Origin of the sequence: Actinomycetospora endophytica (genome assembly GCF_021026375.1) — a bacterium.
GTDB classification, from domain to species: Bacteria; Actinomycetota; Actinomycetes; order Mycobacteriales; family Pseudonocardiaceae; genus Actinomycetospora; species Actinomycetospora endophytica.
Genome location: NZ_JAJNDB010000006.1, coordinates 261,825 through 278,036, shown reverse-complemented (window position 1 = coordinate 278,036; position 16,212 = coordinate 261,825). Strand labels below are relative to the sequence as shown.

Below are 16,212 nucleotides of genomic sequence, written 5' to 3'. Positions count from 1 at the left end.
CCGGGAACGGCGCTGCGCCATGGGATCGCGAATAGACCGACCGTGTCCAATCTGACCGCCACCTAGTAACTTGGCGTCATGTTGTCGGACGACTCCGGGCGGACGATCGCCGAACAGGCGACGAACGCGCTGGGGAGTCTGGCCCGCTACGGTGACGCTCTGCGGCCGTCCGGCGCGGACGACCTGACCTGGCGGCTCGAGATGCTCGACGAGTTCGTCCGGACCGGCAGCCGCTTCGCGGCGGCCGTCGCGCAGGTCGTCGGGGAGGCGGACCCGTCGATCACCTGGCTGGTCCGGGAACTGGCCGCCGCCGTCGACCTGCACTGCGACCGCGTCGTGCGCGCCGTCCGCGAGCGGTCGGAGGTCGCGGCGCTCCCGGCCGTGGCGGGCGGGGCCCGCGTCGTCCCGTTCCCGACGCCGTACGTGCGCCCCGCCCGGCCGGAGGTCACCGACAACGGTGCCCATCTCGCGGGTCCGCTGGTCGGCGCACCCGCCGAGCAGATGTCCCCGTCCGATCCCGCCGCGCTGCTCGAGCAGCGCACCGCCATCCACACCGCGACCGGTGTCCTCATGGTCCAGCACGAGTGCGACGCCGAGACCGCCTACGCGCTGCTCGTAGGCCGCGCGCGCCAGGCCGGGACGTCCCCGTTCGCCGTCGCCGTCCAGGTGATCTCCGCTCAGCGCTGATCGGGCAGGGGGACGCCGGTGAGCTCGGCGCAGTAGTCGAGCAGGGCGTCCTGCCGGGCGGGGTCGTGCGCGGCGGCGGGCGGGTCGATCGGGCTCCGGTGGTAGAAGAACGTGGCCGTGACCTGGGCCGACGGCTCGTCGGAGACGGCCAGCCATGCCTGGGTGTCGGGCCCCGCGGCGAGGTCGTCGGGGGCGCCGGCGCCGCCCATCCTCGTCGCCACCCAGCCCGGCGAGACGGCGTTCGTCGGGATGTCCGGCCAGCGGCGTGCGACGCCGAACGCGAGCACGAGATCGAACAGCTTGCTGTCGGAGTAGGCCCGCGCGCCCGCCCAGCGACGCCGGGTCCACTGCGGGTCGTCGAGGTCGGCGCTCCCGCCGCGGGCCATCCCGGAGCTGAGGTACACGAGGCGCGCCGGGCGCTGCATCAGCGCGGTGAGCAGGTACGGGGCGAGCACGTTGATCGCGAACACGTGGGCGAGCCCGTCCGCGGTCTCCCGTCGACGGGACTCGCGGTAGCCGACGCCGACGTTGTGGATCACGGCGTCGAACGGCCCGCCCTCGTCGGCCTGTTCGGCGACCGCACGCATCCCCGCGATCGAGGACACGTCCCCGACGACGACGCGCTCCGCGGCCGGGAGTGCGGCCGCGGCGGTGGCGGCGCGGGAACCGTCGCGGGCGTGCAGGGTCACCGCGTGGCCGTCGTCGGCGAGCAGCCGCGCGGCCATCAGCCCCAGGCCGTCGGCCGAGCCGGTCACGAACACCCGGCTCATCGCGCACCGCCCGGCCGGCGGGTGAGGGTGCGCAGCGTCTCGGCCAGCCGGTCGCGGTGTCGCTCGAGGGCCGCGGTGGTGACCTCGGCGTCCGCGACGGCCCAGGCGAGCTCGTCGGTCAGCACCCGCAGGGCGGCGTTGACGGCAGCCGCACGGAGACGGACGTCGAGGTCGTCGACGGGCAGCCCGAGGCGGGTGGCCAGGGCGGCGGCGATGGTGGGCTCGGCCCGCTCGTGCAGGACGAGCCAGACCGCGCGCAGCCCCGGCTCGTCGCGGGTCAGGCGTACGACGGCGAGGACGGTCCCGGCATCCGACGGGGTGAGGTCCACCGCGTAGACCGAGCGCAGGTGCTCGTCGAGCTCGAGGTGCTCCGGCCAGCTGCGCAGCACCGCCACGAAGTCGTCGAGGGAGGTCGTGAGCACCGGCTCGACGCAGGCCTCCTTCGCGCGGAAGAGCCGCCACAGGGTGCGCTCGGAGACCCCCGCGGCGTGGGCGATCTGCTCGCCGGTCGTCTCGGTGACGCCCTGTTCGCGGAACAGCCGCACGGCGTGCCGCGAGATCGCGAGGCGGCGGCGTTCGCGCTGCTCCTCGCTCTCGGGCGGGCGGCCGCGACGGGCGCCACTCGCCTCGGCCTGCTCGGTCGTCATGACGCCCCCTCCGTCCGACGTGACCGGTTCCGCACACCCTAGCCACCCTTATTTGTGGCAGTTACTGCCATGAAGACGTACGGTCAGTGACGTCACCACCACTGTGAGGAGTGCCATGACCGTCGCGCCCGAGCGTCCCGCACTGCCCTTCACCCGCCCGAACGTCCTCGAACTGGCCCCGCTCTACGACGTCCTGCGCCGCGAGGCGCCGGTCGCCCCCGTCACCACGCCCGCCGGCGACCCCGCCTGGCTGGTCACCCGGTTCTCCGAGGTCCGCGACCTGCTCGGCGACAAGCGCCTCGGCCGGTCGCACCCGCACCCGGAGCAGGCCGCGCGGATCACCCACGGCGCCGTGCAGGAGGGTCCGTCCGGCACGTACGAGACCGAGGAGGCCGACCACACCCGCATGCGGCGCCTCCTCACGCCGGCCTTCTCGGCGAAGCGGATGCGTCGGATGGGCGAGGACGTGCAGGCGCTCGTCGACGGCTACGTCGACGACCTGATCGCGGCCGAGGAGGCCTCCCCGGACGGCGTCGCCGACCTGCACGAGAACCTCGCCGTGCCGCTGCCGGTCGCCGTCATCTGCCGCCTGCTCGGGGTGCCGCACGAGCACAGCGACTACTTCCGCGACCTCTCCGACCGCATGGCGACCTACTCGCCCGACGTGGACGCCACGGGCGCCCGCGCCGAGTTCCGCCGCTACATGACCGACCTCGCCGAGCAGAAGCGCGCCGAGCCGGGGGAGGACGTCATCTCCGACCTCGTGCGCGCCCAGGCCGAGGACGACTCCTACGAGTACGACGAGATGATCCGGCTCTCGGTGGGCCTGCTCTTCGCCGGCCACGAGACGACGGTGAACCGGATCGGGCTGGGCAGCCTGATGCTGCTCACCCGCCGCGAGCGCTGGGAGGACCTGGTCTCCGACCCGGACGGGCGCACCGACGCCCACGTCGAGGAGATGATGCGCCTCGGCGCGCCGGGCGATCTCGGGCTGTTGCGCTACGCGCACACCGACGTCGAGGTCGGCGGCGTCACGATCGCCGAGGGCGACGCCGTCATCCTCTCGATCAACGCCGCCAACCGGGACCCGGAGGCGTTCGCGGACGCCGAGGACTTCGACCCGGACCGCACCGAGCGCGCCCACGTCGGCTTCGGGCACGGCGGGCACTTCTGCATCGGGGCGAGCCTCGCGCGCACCGAGCTGCGCACCGTCTTCTCGACGATCGCGCGGCGCCTGCCGGGCCTGCGCCTCGCCGCCGACCTCGACGACATCGAGGTGCGGACCCAGCACCTCACCGGGGGTGTGAAGGCGTTGCCCGTGACCTGGTGAGCGTGGGGCAACCGTTTGGTCGCCCCGACCCTCCGGGCACCACCGGCGCGTCGGGGGCCGAGAGCCGTCGACCGGGGCGGCTCCGGCCCCCGTTGAGCACCCAGCTGGTGCCGGGGCCGTCACCGCGGTTGCCGGGTGAGGTCTGCTCGCGCATCGTGAGGTGCGTGACGAAGGCCGTACAGGATCTCATGGTCGAGGTCGAGCGCGTCCGTGACGCGTTCCTCGGCGCCGTCCTCGCGGCCGACCCCGACGCCGCCCACGCCCTGATCACCCCGGACGCCACGCTGCGGGTCGACCCGACGGGTACCGGCGCGGCCGGCGCGGACGACGTCCGGCGGTTCCTGGCCGAGCAGGTCGCTCCCGGGCTGCCCGACGACTTCGTCGTGCGGCGCCGGTCACGCACCGGCGACCGCTGGCACGTCGTCGACGAGGACACCGTCTCCTTCACGCACGACCGCGAGATGCCCTGGCTGCTGCCCGGGATCGCGGCGACCGGCCGCGCCGCGGAGGTCGACGTGGTGACCGTCGTGGGCGTGCGGCGCTCGCTCGTCGTCCGGTGCCGGATGGTGTGGGACCTGCTGGGGCTCGCCGATCAGCTCGGGCTCGACCCCGCCGAGCTCCCACGGCGACGGCTCACGGACGCGCCGACCAGGGCGTGAGCGCCGGGGCGAGCACCGCCGGCCGCCACCCGCGCAGCGAGCTCACGACGGCGAGTCCGCTCGCCCGCTCGAGGTCGTCGGGGGACAGCATGCGCTCGGTGAGGTCGCCGCGCTCGACCAGCACCGCCCGCGCGACCCCCGGCAGCGCGCCGCCGCCCAGCGGAGGGGTGAACCAGCGCTCGTCGAGGCGGACGGCGAGCGACGCGATCGTCGTCTCGGTGAGCTCTCCCGCGGTGTTGACCAGCACGACGTCGTCTGCGTCGGCGTGGGTGCGACGGGCGGTGGCGAGCCGGCGCGTGTAGGGCTCCCGGTCGGTGGTCTTGTGGTGGGGCCAGCGCGCCGAGGCGTCGACCGGGTCGGTGACCAGCGGCGGGGCCAGGACGACCGGGCCGCCGTCGGACGGGAGCGGGGCGAGGGTGACCTCGACGGCGCCGTCGGGACGCAGCACCACCCGGACGCGGGCCTCCCGGACGCCGGTGAGCTGCTCGTCCACCGTCGGGCGGACCGCCGTGGCGTCCAGGCCGAGGAACGCGGCCGAGTCCACCAGCCGCGCGAGGTGGCGCTCGCGGTTCACCGCGTGCCCGCCGCGCACCGCGAATGTCTCCAGCAGGCCCACGGCGGGCGGGCGGTGGGTGAGCACGCGGGCCTTGGCGCGGGTCTCGGCGTGCTCGGCGGCGGGGTCGGAGTCCCAGGTGATACCGCCGCCGGTGCCGTAGACGGCGCGGGCGGTGCCGGGCGGGGCGTCGGGCGGCGTCCGGTCCACCACCGCGGTGCGGATGGCGACCGAGAACTGCAGGTCCGGCAGGTCGGTGCCGTGGTCCGGTGGGGCCACCCAGCCGATCGCGCCGCAGTACACCCCGCGCGGGTCGTCCTCCAGCTCCGTGATCAGGCGCATCGTCGAGCCCTTCGGCGCGCCGGTCACCGAGCCGCACGGGAACAGCGCCCGCATCAGCTCGAGCACCCCGGTGTCCGGCCGGGCGGTGGCGGTGATCCCGCTGGTCAGCTGCCACACCGTCTCGAAGCGCTCCGCCGCGCACAGCGACCCGACCCGCACCGTCCCCTCGACCGCCACCCGCGAGACGTCGTTGCGCAGCAGGTCGACGATCATGACGTTCTCGGCGCGCTCCTTGGGGTCGGCCCGCAGCCGCGCGGCGATCGCCGCGTCCTCGGCCGAGGTGCGTCCGCGGGCCGCCGTGCCCTTCATCGGGCGCAGCGTGAGCTCGTCGCCGTCGCGGCGGACGAACAGTTCCGGGCTCGCGCTCACCACGACGAAGCGGCCGAGGTCGAGCAGCGCGTGGTGCGCGCCGCGCTGGGCGTGCGCGAGGTCGGCGTAGAGGCCGGTGAGATCCGGGTCGGCGGCCAGGTCGAGCTCGCCGTCGACGCGCGCGGTGAGGTTGGTCTGGTAGGTCAGCCCGGCGGCGATGTGCTCCTGCACCCGCGCGACGGCCGCGGCATGTCCGGCGGCCCCCTCCCGCGGTGACCAGCGCCCCGTCGGGGCGTCCGCCCGCTCGACGACCGGGACCTCCCGCGGCGGTGTCCGCGTCAGCCCGAACCAGGCGAGCGGCGGACCGTCGGGTTCCGGGGGGTGGGTGACCAGGTGGGGATCGAGGCCGGTGGCCGCCTCGTAGGCGAGGTGGCCGTACGCCCACGCCCCGGCCGCGGTCGCCGCGTCCACGCCGGCGAGCACCCCGGCGACCTCGTCGGGGGTGGTGGCGACCAGGACCTCGTCCGGCGGGTCGAAGCACCGGGCGCGGCCGTGGCGCAGGTCGTCGAAACGGGCGCCGCGGCTCACGCGGGCACAGCCTTCCCGACGCCGGGCCGGGAGTCGATGCGCGTACCGTCACCCCATGCTCGGTGCCACCCCGACCTGGCCGCCGCCGGACACCGACCGCAACCGGTTCCTGTTCCGACTCGGCTTTCCGCTCGGTGTGCTCGCGTCCGCCTACGTCCTCGCGTTCGCGCTGCTCAGCCAGGGGTGGTTGCCGTTCGTGGTCGCGGTGCTGCTGATCGCGGGAACGCTGATGCTCGGCATCGGCCTGCTCCTCATGCGGCGCCAGCGGCGCCACGGCGGGGGAGACGAGGCCGGGGGTGACGGAGCCGGGGGTGACGAGACCGACGCCGCCGCCGACGACGGCGACGACGGGCCCGGTCCTACACCGCGTCCTCGTCCGCGACCTGCTCCCATCGCTCGCTGAGCTTGTCGAGGGTCGCGAGCAGGCTCGCGAACTCCCCGGCCTCCTCCTCGCCGCGCATCAGGCGCAGGTTGAGCCGGCCGACGCGCGACGTCACGTCCGCGAGCACCGACTCGCCCTGGCTGGTCAGGGTGAGCAGCTTGCGGCGCCCGTCGGCCGGTGCGGTGTCCCGCCGGATGAGCGCCCGGTCCTCGAGGCGACGGCACACGTCGGCCATCGTCGAGCGGTCGAGCGCCACCGACGCCGCCAGCGACCCCTGGTCGATGCGCGGATAGGAGTGCACCGCGGTCATGACCGCGAACTGCGGCCCGGTGAGCGCGGTGTCCACATGTCGCAGCCATGCGGCCGAATAGGCCTGGTAGAGCCGCCGGACGAGGAAGCCTGGTGCGCCCCGCAGCGGCTCCGGAGTCTCGGGTGGATCACCCGGGCCGACACCGTTCGTGTTCGCCGGGCGTGGATCGTCCGGCTCCGTCGACCCGTCCTGTCGAGTCATCGTGTCCTCGTTCCCCCTGGCGCCGGAGGACTCCTTCGCCGACCACGAGGCGTAGACCTCGGTGAGGTGACCGACCGCGAAGCACTCCACCGCGAACAGCGCGTCACTCTTCCGACGGGACGAGGACGCCTTCCCCCTTCACACCGCGTCGCGGCGTTGACCCGCACGCTACGGTGTCGACCCTTCTGTAGCGAGTCGTGGCATTCCCTGGCGCGTCGGGCAGGGCCGGTCAGCCCCGTCCGGGCAGGTCCGAAGGGACCTGCGACGGGAACAGACGCCGTACGTCGTCGAGGGTGACCAGGCGCAGGCCGATCACCTGGTCGACGACGGCGACCCGCCAACCGCGGGTCTTGTCGTTGAGCCGCACGCCGCGCAACCATCGCTGGGCGTGGCGGAACGCCTCGCTCTGGGTCTTGGGGCTCGGTGCCGGCCGGCCCGCCTCCCGGTGCCACGCGGTGATCTGGTCGGCGTCGCCGTGGACGTCCCTCGCGACGCCGTCGGGACTCTGCGCGGCGGCGATCAGGGTCGGCCCGCAGGCCGCGACCAGGACCGACCACCACGTCTCGTCGGTGGGCAGGGCGGCGTTGACGGTGGCGCCGCCGGCCAGGTCGGGGACCTCGGACGCGGCGCCCACCGGCCCGAACGCCAGCAGCGCCAGCGTGATCTCGCGGCCGTCGGCGAGCCAGAGGCCCAGCGAGGCGCGCGAGTCGCGCACCAGCAGTCCGTTGCCCGCGCGGATGCGGTCCTGCCCGGCGACGCCCGGGACGAGGAAGGTCAGCTGCCCGCCGTGGCGCTGGCGGTTGATCACGAGGTAGGCGTCGTCGCGGACCTCGATCTCGGCCGCGACGCGGGACACCTGGTCGTCGCCGACGTGCACGTGCCGGTCCGAGGCGCCGTTGCGGCCGATCGTCGCGGTGTCGCCCCACGGCACCGAGATCCGCCGCTCGGTCCGCACGTCGAGCAGAGCCAGACCGCCGAGCGGCAGCCGCCGCGCCGGGTCGCGGACCTGCCTCACGCACCCTCCCGCCGTCGTCCTCCCGATCTCAGTATCCCCGGGAGACGACGGTGCCACGGGACACCACCGGTGCCGTCGTCGTCGCGTCCGTGCGCACCGCCGGACCGGGCTCGGGCACCTGCAGCCGCAGGCGCGGGCCGTCGGTGCCGAGCGCGAGGGACGCGCCGGGCGACAGCGGCGTCGAGCCGGTGACGCGGACGCCGTCGACCGTCGTGCCGTTGGTCGAGCCGAGGTCGGTGACCGTCCAGCCGCCGGCCGAGGGGGCGAGGGCGACGTGGCGCCACGAGACGCTCGGGTGGTCGACGACGACCCCGCACGCCGGGTCGCGCCCCAGCTCCACCCGGCCCTCGACGTCGGTGTCGCCGAGGCGGGAGCCGGCCGGGTCGTCGACGACGAGCACCGCCCGCGCCGCGGGGGTGGGGACGAGTCCGGCGTCCCGGGCCGCCCGGCCGACCCTGCCCATCACGGTCCGCAGCCGCGCCGGGACGGACACCGTCGCCATCGTGGCGAGGGTCCCTGCGGGCCGTGCGGGGGCGGGAGGTCCGGGCGGCCCGGGCCGCCGCGCCGGCCCGGGGTGTGCCGGTCCGGCAGCCGGGCCGGGGTGCTCCGGCCCGGGCGCGGGGGGCAGCGCCCGGGCCGGAGGGGCCGCACCGCGCGCGGGGGCGAGCGGCGCGGACGTCGAGGCGCACGCGGCGGCCACCGGCGGCTGCTGCGGCTCCGAGAACGCGGCGGTGACGACGACGCGGCCCAGCGGCACGTCGTCCGAGACCAGCAGGTGGACCCAGGTGCGGTCGGCGAGCCGGCGCACCCCCTGCTCGGCGCCGTGGGTCACGTAGCCCTCGGCGAGCTCCCGGGCCAGCGCCTCCAGCGGGCGGCGCTGCGCGACCTCGGCCGCATCGACCGGGTGCCACTCCACCCACAGGTGCGGGGCCGCGACCTGCTGGCCGCGCGGGGTCCAGACCAGGGCGTCGTGGCCGTCGAGCCGGGTCGCGGTGGCGCGCAGCAGCCCGTCGCCGTGCACCCACGGGCGGGCCAGGGCGAGCCGGAGGACCCGTCGAACCGGTGCCCCCGCCGGCGGGGCGAGCGAGAGGTCGGTGGTGGCGCGCTCCGCGGTCGGGGCGTCCAGCGGCTCGGGGCGGGGTCGGGCCCAGGCCGCGACGACGACCGCCAGGCCGGCGCCGAGGGCCAGGAGCACGACGACCAGCAGGGCGACCAGCAGCGACCCCGTCATCCACCAGAGCAGGAGCAGGGCGACCGCACCGCCGCCGAGCCAGAGCTTCCCGCGGGTGCCGAGCAGCGGCGCGCGGGCCGGGGCCGGCGTCGGGATCGGGGCGCTCACGAGGTCCCCCCGACGGCCATGACCCGGCCCAGCCCCGGCACCCGGTCGGCCACCTGGGATGCGGTCGGCAGGTGCGCGGCGGTCGCGGTGAGCACCGAGCTGCCCCGGACGGCCTGGCTCAGCCCGGCGGGTCCGACGGCCGCCACCGCGGCCCCGATCGCCACGCACACCACGAGCGCGAGCCCGCCGTGCGCGACGACCCCGACCACCCGCTCGAGCAGGTGCGGCCGCGCGATCCGGCCCCCGCCGCGGCTCGCCAGCGAGTCGGCGAGGCGACGGCCCGCGCCGAGCCCGATCAGTCCGCCCACCACGATCGCGACGACGAGCAGGACCGTCGAGGACGCGTCCCACCAGGTCGCGATCCAGCCGCCGAGGAGCACCCCGGCGACCGCGCCCGCCAACGACAGCACCAGCGCGGTACCCCCGCGCCGCCAGCCGCGGAAGGCGGCGAGGGCGACGACGGCGAGCACCACGAGGTCCACCGCCAGATCCGCTCCGGCGTTCACGGGGTCCTCCTCGCGTCCGGCAACGATGTCGACTCCGAGTCAAGCGGGGCGGAGGGGTCGGCGGCCGGGCGCGATCGGGAACTAATTACCGGGTTCGGGCCTCCGGCCCATGTGCGTGCGTTTCCGTGCCAGGACACGGAAACGCACGCACATGTGGGCCGGCCCACGAACCCGGCTGTGAGCCGGAACAACACACTCACCCGGTACCGTGGGTAGCGGTAACCGTCGGTCTCCGGTACTCCTGGTACCTAGTAATTCACCAGGCAGAGGAGAGACCGTGACAGCGATCGGAGACTCGCCGCTCGCGCGACGACTGCGCGACGCCGCGACCCGCTTCACCACCCCGCTGCTCCCCGACGACTACCTGACCCTCGTCAATCCGCTGTGGTCCGCCCGTGAGCTGCGGGGCCGCATCGTCAGCGTCACCCCGGAGGCCGAGGACACGGCGACGCTCGTCGTCGAGCCCGGCTGGGGCTGGAGCTTCACCCACGCCGCCGGCCAGTACATCGGGATCGGCGTGCAGATCGACGGGCGCTTCGTGTGGCGCTCGTACTCGCTCACGACGCCGCCGTCGCGCGACGGCCGGCGGCTCGTGGTGACGGTGCGCGCGATGCCCGAGGGCTTCGCGTCGCGTCACCTCGTGCACGGCGTCGCGCCCGGCACCATCGTCCGCCTCGCCCCGCCCGCCGGGGAGTTCGTGCTGCCCGACCCGCTGCCGGACAAGGTCCTCATGCTCACCGCGGGCAGCGGGATCACGCCGATCATGGCGATGCTGCGGACGCTGGACCGTCGTGGTGGCAGCGGATCCCTGCACGACGTGACCGTCGTGCACTGCGCGCCCGACGCCGAGCGCGCGCTCTTCGCCGACGAGCTCGACCTGCTCGCCCGGCGCCACCCCGACTGGCGGATCGTCTCGCACCACACCGCGACGGCCGGCCGGCTCGCCCTCCGGCCCGCCCCGCACGAGGGGAACCCTCGTCCCGGTAGAGCGACCGGATCCTCCCCTCGCACGAGCCTGGACGACCTCGTCCCGGACTGGCGCGAGCGGGAGACCTGGGCGTGCGGCCCCGCCGCCATGCTCGACGACGCCGAGAAGCTCTGGGCGGACGCCGGCCTCACCGACGCGCTGCACCTCGAGCGGTTCGCCGCCTCGTTCTCGGCCGACGCCGCGTCGTCGCAGGGCGGCACGATCACGTTCGCCCGCTCCGGGCGGACCGTCGAGGCCGACGGCGCGACCACGGTCCTCGACGCCGGCGAGCGCGCCGGAATCCCGATGCCGTTCGGCTGCCGCATGGGCATCTGCCACACCTGCGTCGCCCCGCTGCGCTCCGGCGCGGTGCGCGACCTGCGCGACGGCACCGAGGCACGCGTCGCGCCGACCGACCAGGCCACCCGCACCGTCCAGACCTGCGTGAGCGCGGCGTCGGGCGACTGCGTCATCGACCTCTAGAACCCACCTCACGGAAGGGGAGTCCGACCATGGCCATCTCCGACATCACGGAGTTCGCCCACCTGACCGACGCCGACGTCGAGGCGCTCGGCGAGGAGTTCGACCAGATCCGCCGCGACGTCGAGGCGTCGCGCGGGGCCTCCGACGAGGAGTACATCCGCTCGATCATCCGCACGCAGCGCCGCATCGAGATCGCGGGCCGCGTGGCGCTGTTCGGCAGCCCGATCCCGCCGCTGTGGATGGCGGGCGCCGCTCTCCTCGGCGTGGCCAAGATTCTCGAGAACATGGAGATCGGCCACAACGTCATGCACGGCCAGTGGGACTGGATGAACGACCCCGAGATCCATTCGGCCACGTGGGAGTGGGACAACGTCTGCCCCGCCGACCAGTGGAAGCACTCCCACAACTACCTGCACCACACCTATACGAACGTCATCGGCAAGGACAAGGACGTCGGCTACGAGATCCTCCGCGTCACGTCCGACCAGAAGTGGCACCCGGTCAACCTCGGCCAGCCGGTGTTCAACACGCTGCTGATGCTGCTCTTCCAGCACGGCGTGGCGATCCACGACCTCGACATCGAGGGACTGCTGCGCCGCGACGTCCAGGACCCCGAGGAGTTCCGGGCCAAGCTCGAGCAGGTCGGCCGCAAGATGCGCCGGCAGATGGGCAAGGACTACCTGCTCTTCCCGCTGCTGACCGGCCCGTTCTTCCTCACGACGCTGACCGCGAACATGACCGCGAACCTCATCCGCAACGTGTGGTCGTACGCGATCATCTTCTGCGGGCACTTCCCCGACGGGGCCGAGGTGTTCACCGAGGAACAGCTCGAGAACGAGACGCAGGGCGAGTGGTACCTGCGCCAGCTGCTCGGGTCGGCCAACTTCACCGGCGGGCGGCTCATGCACGTCATGTCCGGCTCGCTCGGCTACCAGATCGAGCACCACCTGTTCCCGGACCTGCCGTCGAACCGCTACCCCGAGATCGCGGAGCGCGTGAAGGCGATCTGCGAGAAGTACGACCTCCCGTACAACATCGGGCCGTTCCCGAAGCAGTTCTGGAAGTCGATCCGCACCATCTGGCGGCTCGCGCTCCCGAACCGTAAGGCGGCGGCCGAGCAGGCGGCGCACGAGTCGGAGGGACTGCGTCGTGAGAACGCCTCGACGACGCCCTCCGCGGCGCGGGAGGCCCGCGCGGCGGCGGCCGCCGCCGCGTAAAGGAGTTGATCAACAGCACATGAGGCCGAGCAGGAGGCCGTGCGAGGCACCTCATGTGCTGTTGATCAGCAAAGGGGCGGCGGGACCGAACCGGCCCGGCGATAGCGTGGGCCGCGTGTCGATCTCCTCCTACGGCTCGTGGCCGACGCCGATCACCTCCGAGCTCGTGGTCGCCGCCGCCGTCCGCCTCGACGAGGTCCGCCCGGACGGCACCGGAGCGGTCGTCTGGGGGGAGGGCCGCGCGACCGAGGGCGGCCGGATCGCGCTGGTGCGCCGCGACCCCGACGGGACCTGCACCGACCTGCTCCCCGACGGCGGCAACGCCCGGAGCGCGGTGCACGAGTACGGCGGCGGGAGCTGGTGGACCAGCGCCGCGGAGCCGGGCGTCGTGTTCTACGTCGAGTGGACCGACCAGCGGCTCCGACGGCTCGAGGGAAACGACGTCACCCCGCTGACCCCCGAGCCGGCCGTCAGCAGAGGCGACCGCTACGCCGACGGCGACGTCGCCCCGGACGGGACCTGGCTGGTCTGCGTCCGCGAGCACCACCCGACGACGGACGGCCCGGCCACCGAGGTCGTCAACGAGATCGTCCGCCTCGACGCGCGGACACCGTCGACACCCGAGGTCATGGTCAGCGGACCGGACTTCGTCGCCGCCCCGCGCCTCTCGCCCGACGCCGCCCGGCTCGCGTGGATCTCGTGGGACCACCCGTCGATGCCGTGGGACGACACCGTGCTCACCGTCCGGGATCTGGCGAGCGGTCACGAGACCGTCGTCGCGGGTGGACCGGAGGAGTCGGTCGCCGAGCCCGCCTGGCAGCCCGACGGGTCGCTGGTCTTCCTCTCCGACCGCACCGGGTGGTGGAACCTCTACCGCTGGCCGGTCGGCGGCGTCGTCGAACCGCTGGTGGTCCTCGACGCCGAGATCGGGGTCCCGGGCTGGCAACTCGGCGGGTCGCGCTCCGCGATGCTCAACGACGGAACCGTCGTGTTCGCCCGCTCCTCGGCAGGCTTCGACGCCCTCGCCGTGCGGAAACCCGACCGGACCGTGAACCTCCTCGACACCGGGTTCACCGCCATCCGCTCGGTACGCGCCGACGGACCCGACGCCGTCCTCTGCGTCGCCGGCTCACCCACCACCGAACCCGGGATCCACCGCGTCACCACCGACGGCACCGTCACCACCCTGCGCGCCCCACGCGACCTCGGCCTCGACCCGACGACGCTGTCCGTCCCGGAGCCGATGACCTTCCTCTCGGTCGACGCGCACGGCGCCCCCCGCGACGCGCACGCGCTGTACTACCCGCCGTCGGGCACCCACACCGGCCCGAGTGACGAGCTCCCGCCACTCCTCGTCGTCATCCACGGCGGCCCCACCGGCGCGGCGACCCCGGTGCTCGCCGTCGGGCTGCAGTACTGGACGAGCCGGGGCTTCGGGGTCGTCGACGTCAACTACGGCGGCTCGACCGGCTACGGCCGCGCCTACCGCGAGCAGCTCGACGGTGCCTGGGGGATCGTCGACGTCGCGGACTGCCTCGCGGCGGCCCGCGCGCTGGCCGACGCCGGCCGGGTCGACCGGGACCGGATGGCCATCCGCGGCGGCTCGGCCGGCGGGTTCACCACGCTCGCGGCGCTGGCCCGCGAGGACACCCCGTTCTCGGCCGGGGCCGATCACTTCGGCGTCGCCGATCTCGAGGCGCTCGCCCGCGACACCCACAAGTTCGAGTCCCGCTACCTCGACGGGCTCGTCGGGCCCTACCCCGCCGACCGGGACGTCTACGTCGAGCGCTCGCCGCTGCACCACGTCGAGCAGTTCGCGACGCCGCTGATCGTACTGCAGGGCGACGAGGACGCGATCGTCCCGCCGAACCAGTCGGAGATGATCGTCGACGCGCTCCGCGCCCGCGGTGTCCCGGTGGCCTACCTGCTGTTCGCGGGGGAGCAGCACGGGTTCCGGCAGGCCGCGAACATCCGCCGGGCGCTCGACGCCGAGCTAGCGTTCTACGCGCGGCTGTTCGGGTTCACACTGCCCGACGACGAGGGCATCGAGCCGGTCGCGATCGAGAACCTGGACTGACGCATGGCGAAGCGCACCGACGACCGCGACGGGTTCGGCGGCGTGCTCGCGAGCTTCTGGATCGGCCTGGCCGTCATCGCCGTGGTCTTCGGCGTCGGGGCGTGGCTGCAGGCCGACTCGACGACCAACGAGGTCTGCTCCAGCCCGGCCGCGGTCCGCGTGGACGACACCGACTGCTCGGCCCACCATCCGGGCGATCTCTGGGTCTACTACGGCACCGGCCAGCGGGCGCCGGCCATCGACGGCTCGACCGCCGGCGCCTCGCACACCGCACCCGACGGCAGCGCGCGTTCCGGGGTTCCCGACGACGGCGGGTCGTGACGGTTCAGGCCGACGCGACCGGCTCCGGCTCCGGATCGTCCACGGGCTCCCGTCGTGGGCGGACCAACGAGATCACCCCGCCGATCGCCAGAGTGATCACCACGCCGAGCGGCACGAACCACGGGAACGCCAGCGGCTGCCCGCCGATGTCGATGCCCAGCGCAGCCCAGGCGGTCCCGATCAGCGTCGCGACGAACGCCACGAACGACGCCACCCCGTCGGCCCGCGGGACGAGCCGCCCGAGCAGGAACGCCCCGAGCAGCGCGCCGTAGGCGTAGGAGGCGATGGAGAGCCCGAGCTCGACCACCGGGTCCTGCGTGGTCGTGAACAGCGACGCGAACCCGACCATGATCAGCGCCCACACCCCGGTCATCCATCGGGCGACCCGCAGCATCGTCGCCTCGTCCGGCCGCCACCGCCCCCAGGACTCCACGAGGTCGGCGATCGTGGAGGTCGACAGCGAGTTCAACGCGCTGGACAGCGACCCCATCGTCGCGGCGAGGATGCCCGCGACGAGCAGCCCGGACAGGCCCATCGGCAGGTCGCGCAGGATGAACTCGCCGAAGAGCTGGTCGCTGGTCAGGTGCAGCGACGACAGCGACGCCCCGCGGTTGCGGGCCCAGAGCAGTGCCCCCACCAGCGAGAACAGTCCGAACTGCACCCCGATCGCCACCGCCGAGCCGATCATCGCCTTGCGCCCGTCGGAGAGCGAGCGGCAGGAGAGCACCCGCTGCGCGATCAGCTGGTCGGAGCCGTGCGAGCCCATCGTCAGCAGCGCTCCGCCGACGACCGCGGTGACGAACGCGTACGGACTGGTCAGGATCGGCTTCGAGAAGTCGAAGACGGTGAACTTCCCGGCGTCCCACGCGGCCGCCCAGCCGCCGGCGTCGACCTGCGTCGCGAGCACGATCACGCAGACCACCGCACCGACGACGTAGAGCCCCATCTGCAGGAAGTCGGTCCACACCACCGCCTTGATCCCACCGACGTAGGTGTAGGCGACGGTGACCGCGGTGATCGCCAGGACGATGACGAAGTAGTTGACGTCCAGCCCGAACTCGGCGAGCAGCAGCTTGATCGGGATCGCGCCGGCGAACAGCCGCACGCCCTCGGCGAGCAGCCGCGTGACCAGGAACGTCAGCGAGGCCAGCCCCTGCGTCGGCCGCCCGAAGCGCTGCCCGAGGTACTGGTAGGCGGAGACGAACCCGCCGCGGAAGTACAGCGGCAGCAGCACGAACGCCACGAGGATCCGCCCGACCAGGTACCCGACGGCGAGCTCGACGTACGAGAACGACCCGCCGTACGCCACCCCCGGAACGCTGATCACGGTCAGCGTGGAGGTCTCGGTCGCGACGATCGAGAACATCACCGCCCACCACGGCAGCGAGCGCTCCCCGGTGAAGTAGTCGGTGGCCGACCGCTGCCGACCGGAGAGCTTCAGACCGATCACGGCGATCGCCACCAGGTAGGCGACGATGACCGCGAGGTTGACGACGTCGTGCACGCCCG

General features: G+C 74.0%; 16 protein-coding genes. 8 read left to right on the top strand and 8 right to left on the bottom strand.

Going from position 1 to position 16,212, the window contains the following annotated elements; genetic code table 11:
- Window positions 1–78 precede the first annotated feature (78 nt).
- Window positions 79–687, top strand: coding sequence for an ANTAR domain-containing protein (locus tag LQ327_RS25025; RefSeq protein ID WP_230738522.1), 609 nt, complete (start codon window positions 79–81; stop codon window positions 685–687).
- Here LQ327_RS25025 and LQ327_RS25020 read toward each other — a convergent pair.
- Together LQ327_RS25020 and LQ327_RS25015 are read right to left on the bottom strand one after the other, a co-directional pair.
- Complete coding sequence (locus tag LQ327_RS25020) at window positions 678–1,457, bottom strand: SDR family NAD(P)-dependent oxidoreductase (protein ID WP_230738521.1); 780 nt, start codon at window positions 1,455–1,457, stop codon at window positions 678–680. The genes LQ327_RS25025 and LQ327_RS25020 overlap by 10 nt on opposite strands.
- Window positions 1,454–2,104: a TetR/AcrR family transcriptional regulator gene (locus LQ327_RS25015; RefSeq protein ID WP_230738520.1), complete on the bottom strand. Its 651-nt coding sequence runs from the start codon at window positions 2,102–2,104 to the stop codon at window positions 1,454–1,456. The genes LQ327_RS25020 and LQ327_RS25015 overlap by 4 nt, the downstream gene beginning before the upstream one ends.
- A 115-nt stretch (window positions 2,105–2,219) precedes the next feature.
- Here LQ327_RS25015 and LQ327_RS25010 point away from each other — a divergent pair, with 115 nt between their 5' ends.
- Window positions 2,220–3,434 (top strand): cytochrome P450, encoded by a 1,215-nt coding sequence (locus LQ327_RS25010; RefSeq protein WP_230738519.1) that lies wholly within the window; start codon window positions 2,220–2,222, stop codon window positions 3,432–3,434.
- Window positions 3,435–3,598: 164 nt separating this feature from the next.
- Window positions 3,599–4,093, top strand: a complete 495-nt coding sequence (locus tag LQ327_RS25005) for a nuclear transport factor 2 family protein (protein ID WP_230738518.1) — start codon at window positions 3,599–3,601, stop codon at window positions 4,091–4,093.
- Here LQ327_RS25005 and LQ327_RS25000 read toward each other — a convergent pair.
- Window positions 4,068–5,885 carry a chorismate-binding protein gene (locus tag LQ327_RS25000; RefSeq protein WP_230738517.1) on the bottom strand — a complete coding sequence of 606 codons (1,818 nt, stop codon included), beginning with the start codon at window positions 5,883–5,885 and terminating at the stop codon, window positions 4,068–4,070. The two genes, LQ327_RS25005 and LQ327_RS25000, sit on opposite strands and share 26 nt — an antisense overlap.
- A 55-nt stretch (window positions 5,886–5,940) precedes the next feature.
- Here LQ327_RS25000 and LQ327_RS24995 point away from each other — a divergent pair, with 55 nt between their 5' ends.
- Window positions 5,941–6,288, top strand: a complete 348-nt coding sequence (locus LQ327_RS24995) for a hypothetical protein (protein WP_230738516.1) — start codon at window positions 5,941–5,943, stop codon at window positions 6,286–6,288.
- Here the strand turns inward: LQ327_RS24995 and LQ327_RS24990 are convergent.
- From LQ327_RS24990 to LQ327_RS24975, 4 genes are all read right to left on the bottom strand, one after another.
- Window positions 6,245–6,778: a MarR family winged helix-turn-helix transcriptional regulator gene (locus LQ327_RS24990; protein WP_230738515.1), complete on the bottom strand. Its 534-nt coding sequence runs from the start codon at window positions 6,776–6,778 to the stop codon at window positions 6,245–6,247. The two genes, LQ327_RS24995 and LQ327_RS24990, sit on opposite strands and share 44 nt — an antisense overlap.
- Before the next feature lie 229 nt (window positions 6,779–7,007).
- Complete coding sequence (locus tag LQ327_RS24985; protein WP_230738514.1) at window positions 7,008–7,793, bottom strand: FHA domain-containing protein; 786 nt, start codon at window positions 7,791–7,793, stop codon at window positions 7,008–7,010.
- A gap of 28 nt (window positions 7,794–7,821) precedes the next feature.
- A complete protein-coding gene (locus LQ327_RS35010) occupies window positions 7,822–9,132 on the bottom strand; it encodes an FHA domain-containing protein (protein ID WP_230738513.1) in 1,311 nt (436 codons plus the stop codon).
- Window positions 9,129–9,638: a hypothetical protein gene (locus tag LQ327_RS24975; RefSeq protein ID WP_230738512.1), complete on the bottom strand. Its 510-nt coding sequence runs from the start codon at window positions 9,636–9,638 to the stop codon at window positions 9,129–9,131. The genes LQ327_RS35010 and LQ327_RS24975 overlap by 4 nt, the downstream gene beginning before the upstream one ends.
- Window positions 9,639–9,915: 277 nt before the next feature.
- On the opposite strand from LQ327_RS24975, the gene LQ327_RS24970 reads away from it, so the two are divergent.
- The 4 genes from LQ327_RS24970 to LQ327_RS24955 all read left to right on the top strand — a co-directional run bounded on the left by LQ327_RS24970 (window position 9,916) and on the right by LQ327_RS24955 (window position 14,703).
- Entirely contained in the window at window positions 9,916–11,088 is a 1,173-nt protein-coding gene (locus LQ327_RS24970; protein WP_230738511.1) for a ferredoxin reductase, read from the top strand.
- 29 nt (window positions 11,089–11,117) lie between these two features.
- Window positions 11,118–12,305: a fatty acid desaturase family protein gene (locus LQ327_RS24965; RefSeq protein ID WP_230738510.1), complete on the top strand. Its 1,188-nt coding sequence runs from the start codon at window positions 11,118–11,120 to the stop codon at window positions 12,303–12,305.
- A 115-nt stretch (window positions 12,306–12,420) separates the two neighbouring features.
- A complete protein-coding gene (locus tag LQ327_RS24960) occupies window positions 12,421–14,382 on the top strand; it encodes a dipeptidyl-peptidase 5 (protein WP_230738509.1) in 1,962 nt (653 codons plus the stop codon).
- 3 nt (window positions 14,383–14,385) lie between these two features.
- Window positions 14,386–14,703 carry a hypothetical protein gene (locus LQ327_RS24955; RefSeq protein ID WP_230738508.1) on the top strand — a complete coding sequence of 106 codons (318 nt, stop codon included), beginning with the start codon at window positions 14,386–14,388 and terminating at the stop codon, window positions 14,701–14,703.
- A gap of 4 nt (window positions 14,704–14,707) precedes the next feature.
- Here LQ327_RS24955 and LQ327_RS24950 read toward each other — a convergent pair whose 3' ends face one another.
- Window positions 14,708–16,207, bottom strand: a complete 1,500-nt coding sequence (locus LQ327_RS24950; RefSeq protein WP_230738507.1) for a sodium:solute symporter — start codon at window positions 16,205–16,207, stop codon at window positions 14,708–14,710.
- Between the last annotated feature and the right edge of the window lie 5 nt (window positions 16,208–16,212).

Excerpts from the sequence above, each read along its gene's own strand:
- LQ327_RS25025 (WP_230738522.1), top strand. The coding sequence starts at position 79 with ATGTTGTCGGACGACTCCGGGCGGACGATCGCCGAACAGGCGACGAAC.
- LQ327_RS25020 (WP_230738521.1), bottom strand. The coding sequence starts at position 1,457 with ATGAGCCGGGTGTTCGTGACCGGCTCGGCCGACGGCCTGGGGCTGATG.
- LQ327_RS25015 (WP_230738520.1), bottom strand. The coding sequence starts at position 2,104 with ATGACGACCGAGCAGGCCGAGGCGAGTGGCGCCCGTCGCGGCCGCCCG.
- LQ327_RS25010 (WP_230738519.1), top strand. The coding sequence starts at position 2,220 with ATGACCGTCGCGCCCGAGCGTCCCGCACTGCCCTTCACCCGCCCGAAC.
- LQ327_RS24995 (WP_230738516.1), top strand. The coding sequence starts at position 5,941 with ATGCTCGGTGCCACCCCGACCTGGCCGCCGCCGGACACCGACCGCAAC.
- LQ327_RS24990 (WP_230738515.1), bottom strand. The coding sequence starts at position 6,778 with ATGACTCGACAGGACGGGTCGACGGAGCCGGACGATCCACGCCCGGCG.
- LQ327_RS24965 (WP_230738510.1), top strand. The coding sequence starts at position 11,118 with ATGGCCATCTCCGACATCACGGAGTTCGCCCACCTGACCGACGCCGAC.
- LQ327_RS24955 (WP_230738508.1), top strand. The coding sequence starts at position 14,386 with ATGGCGAAGCGCACCGACGACCGCGACGGGTTCGGCGGCGTGCTCGCG.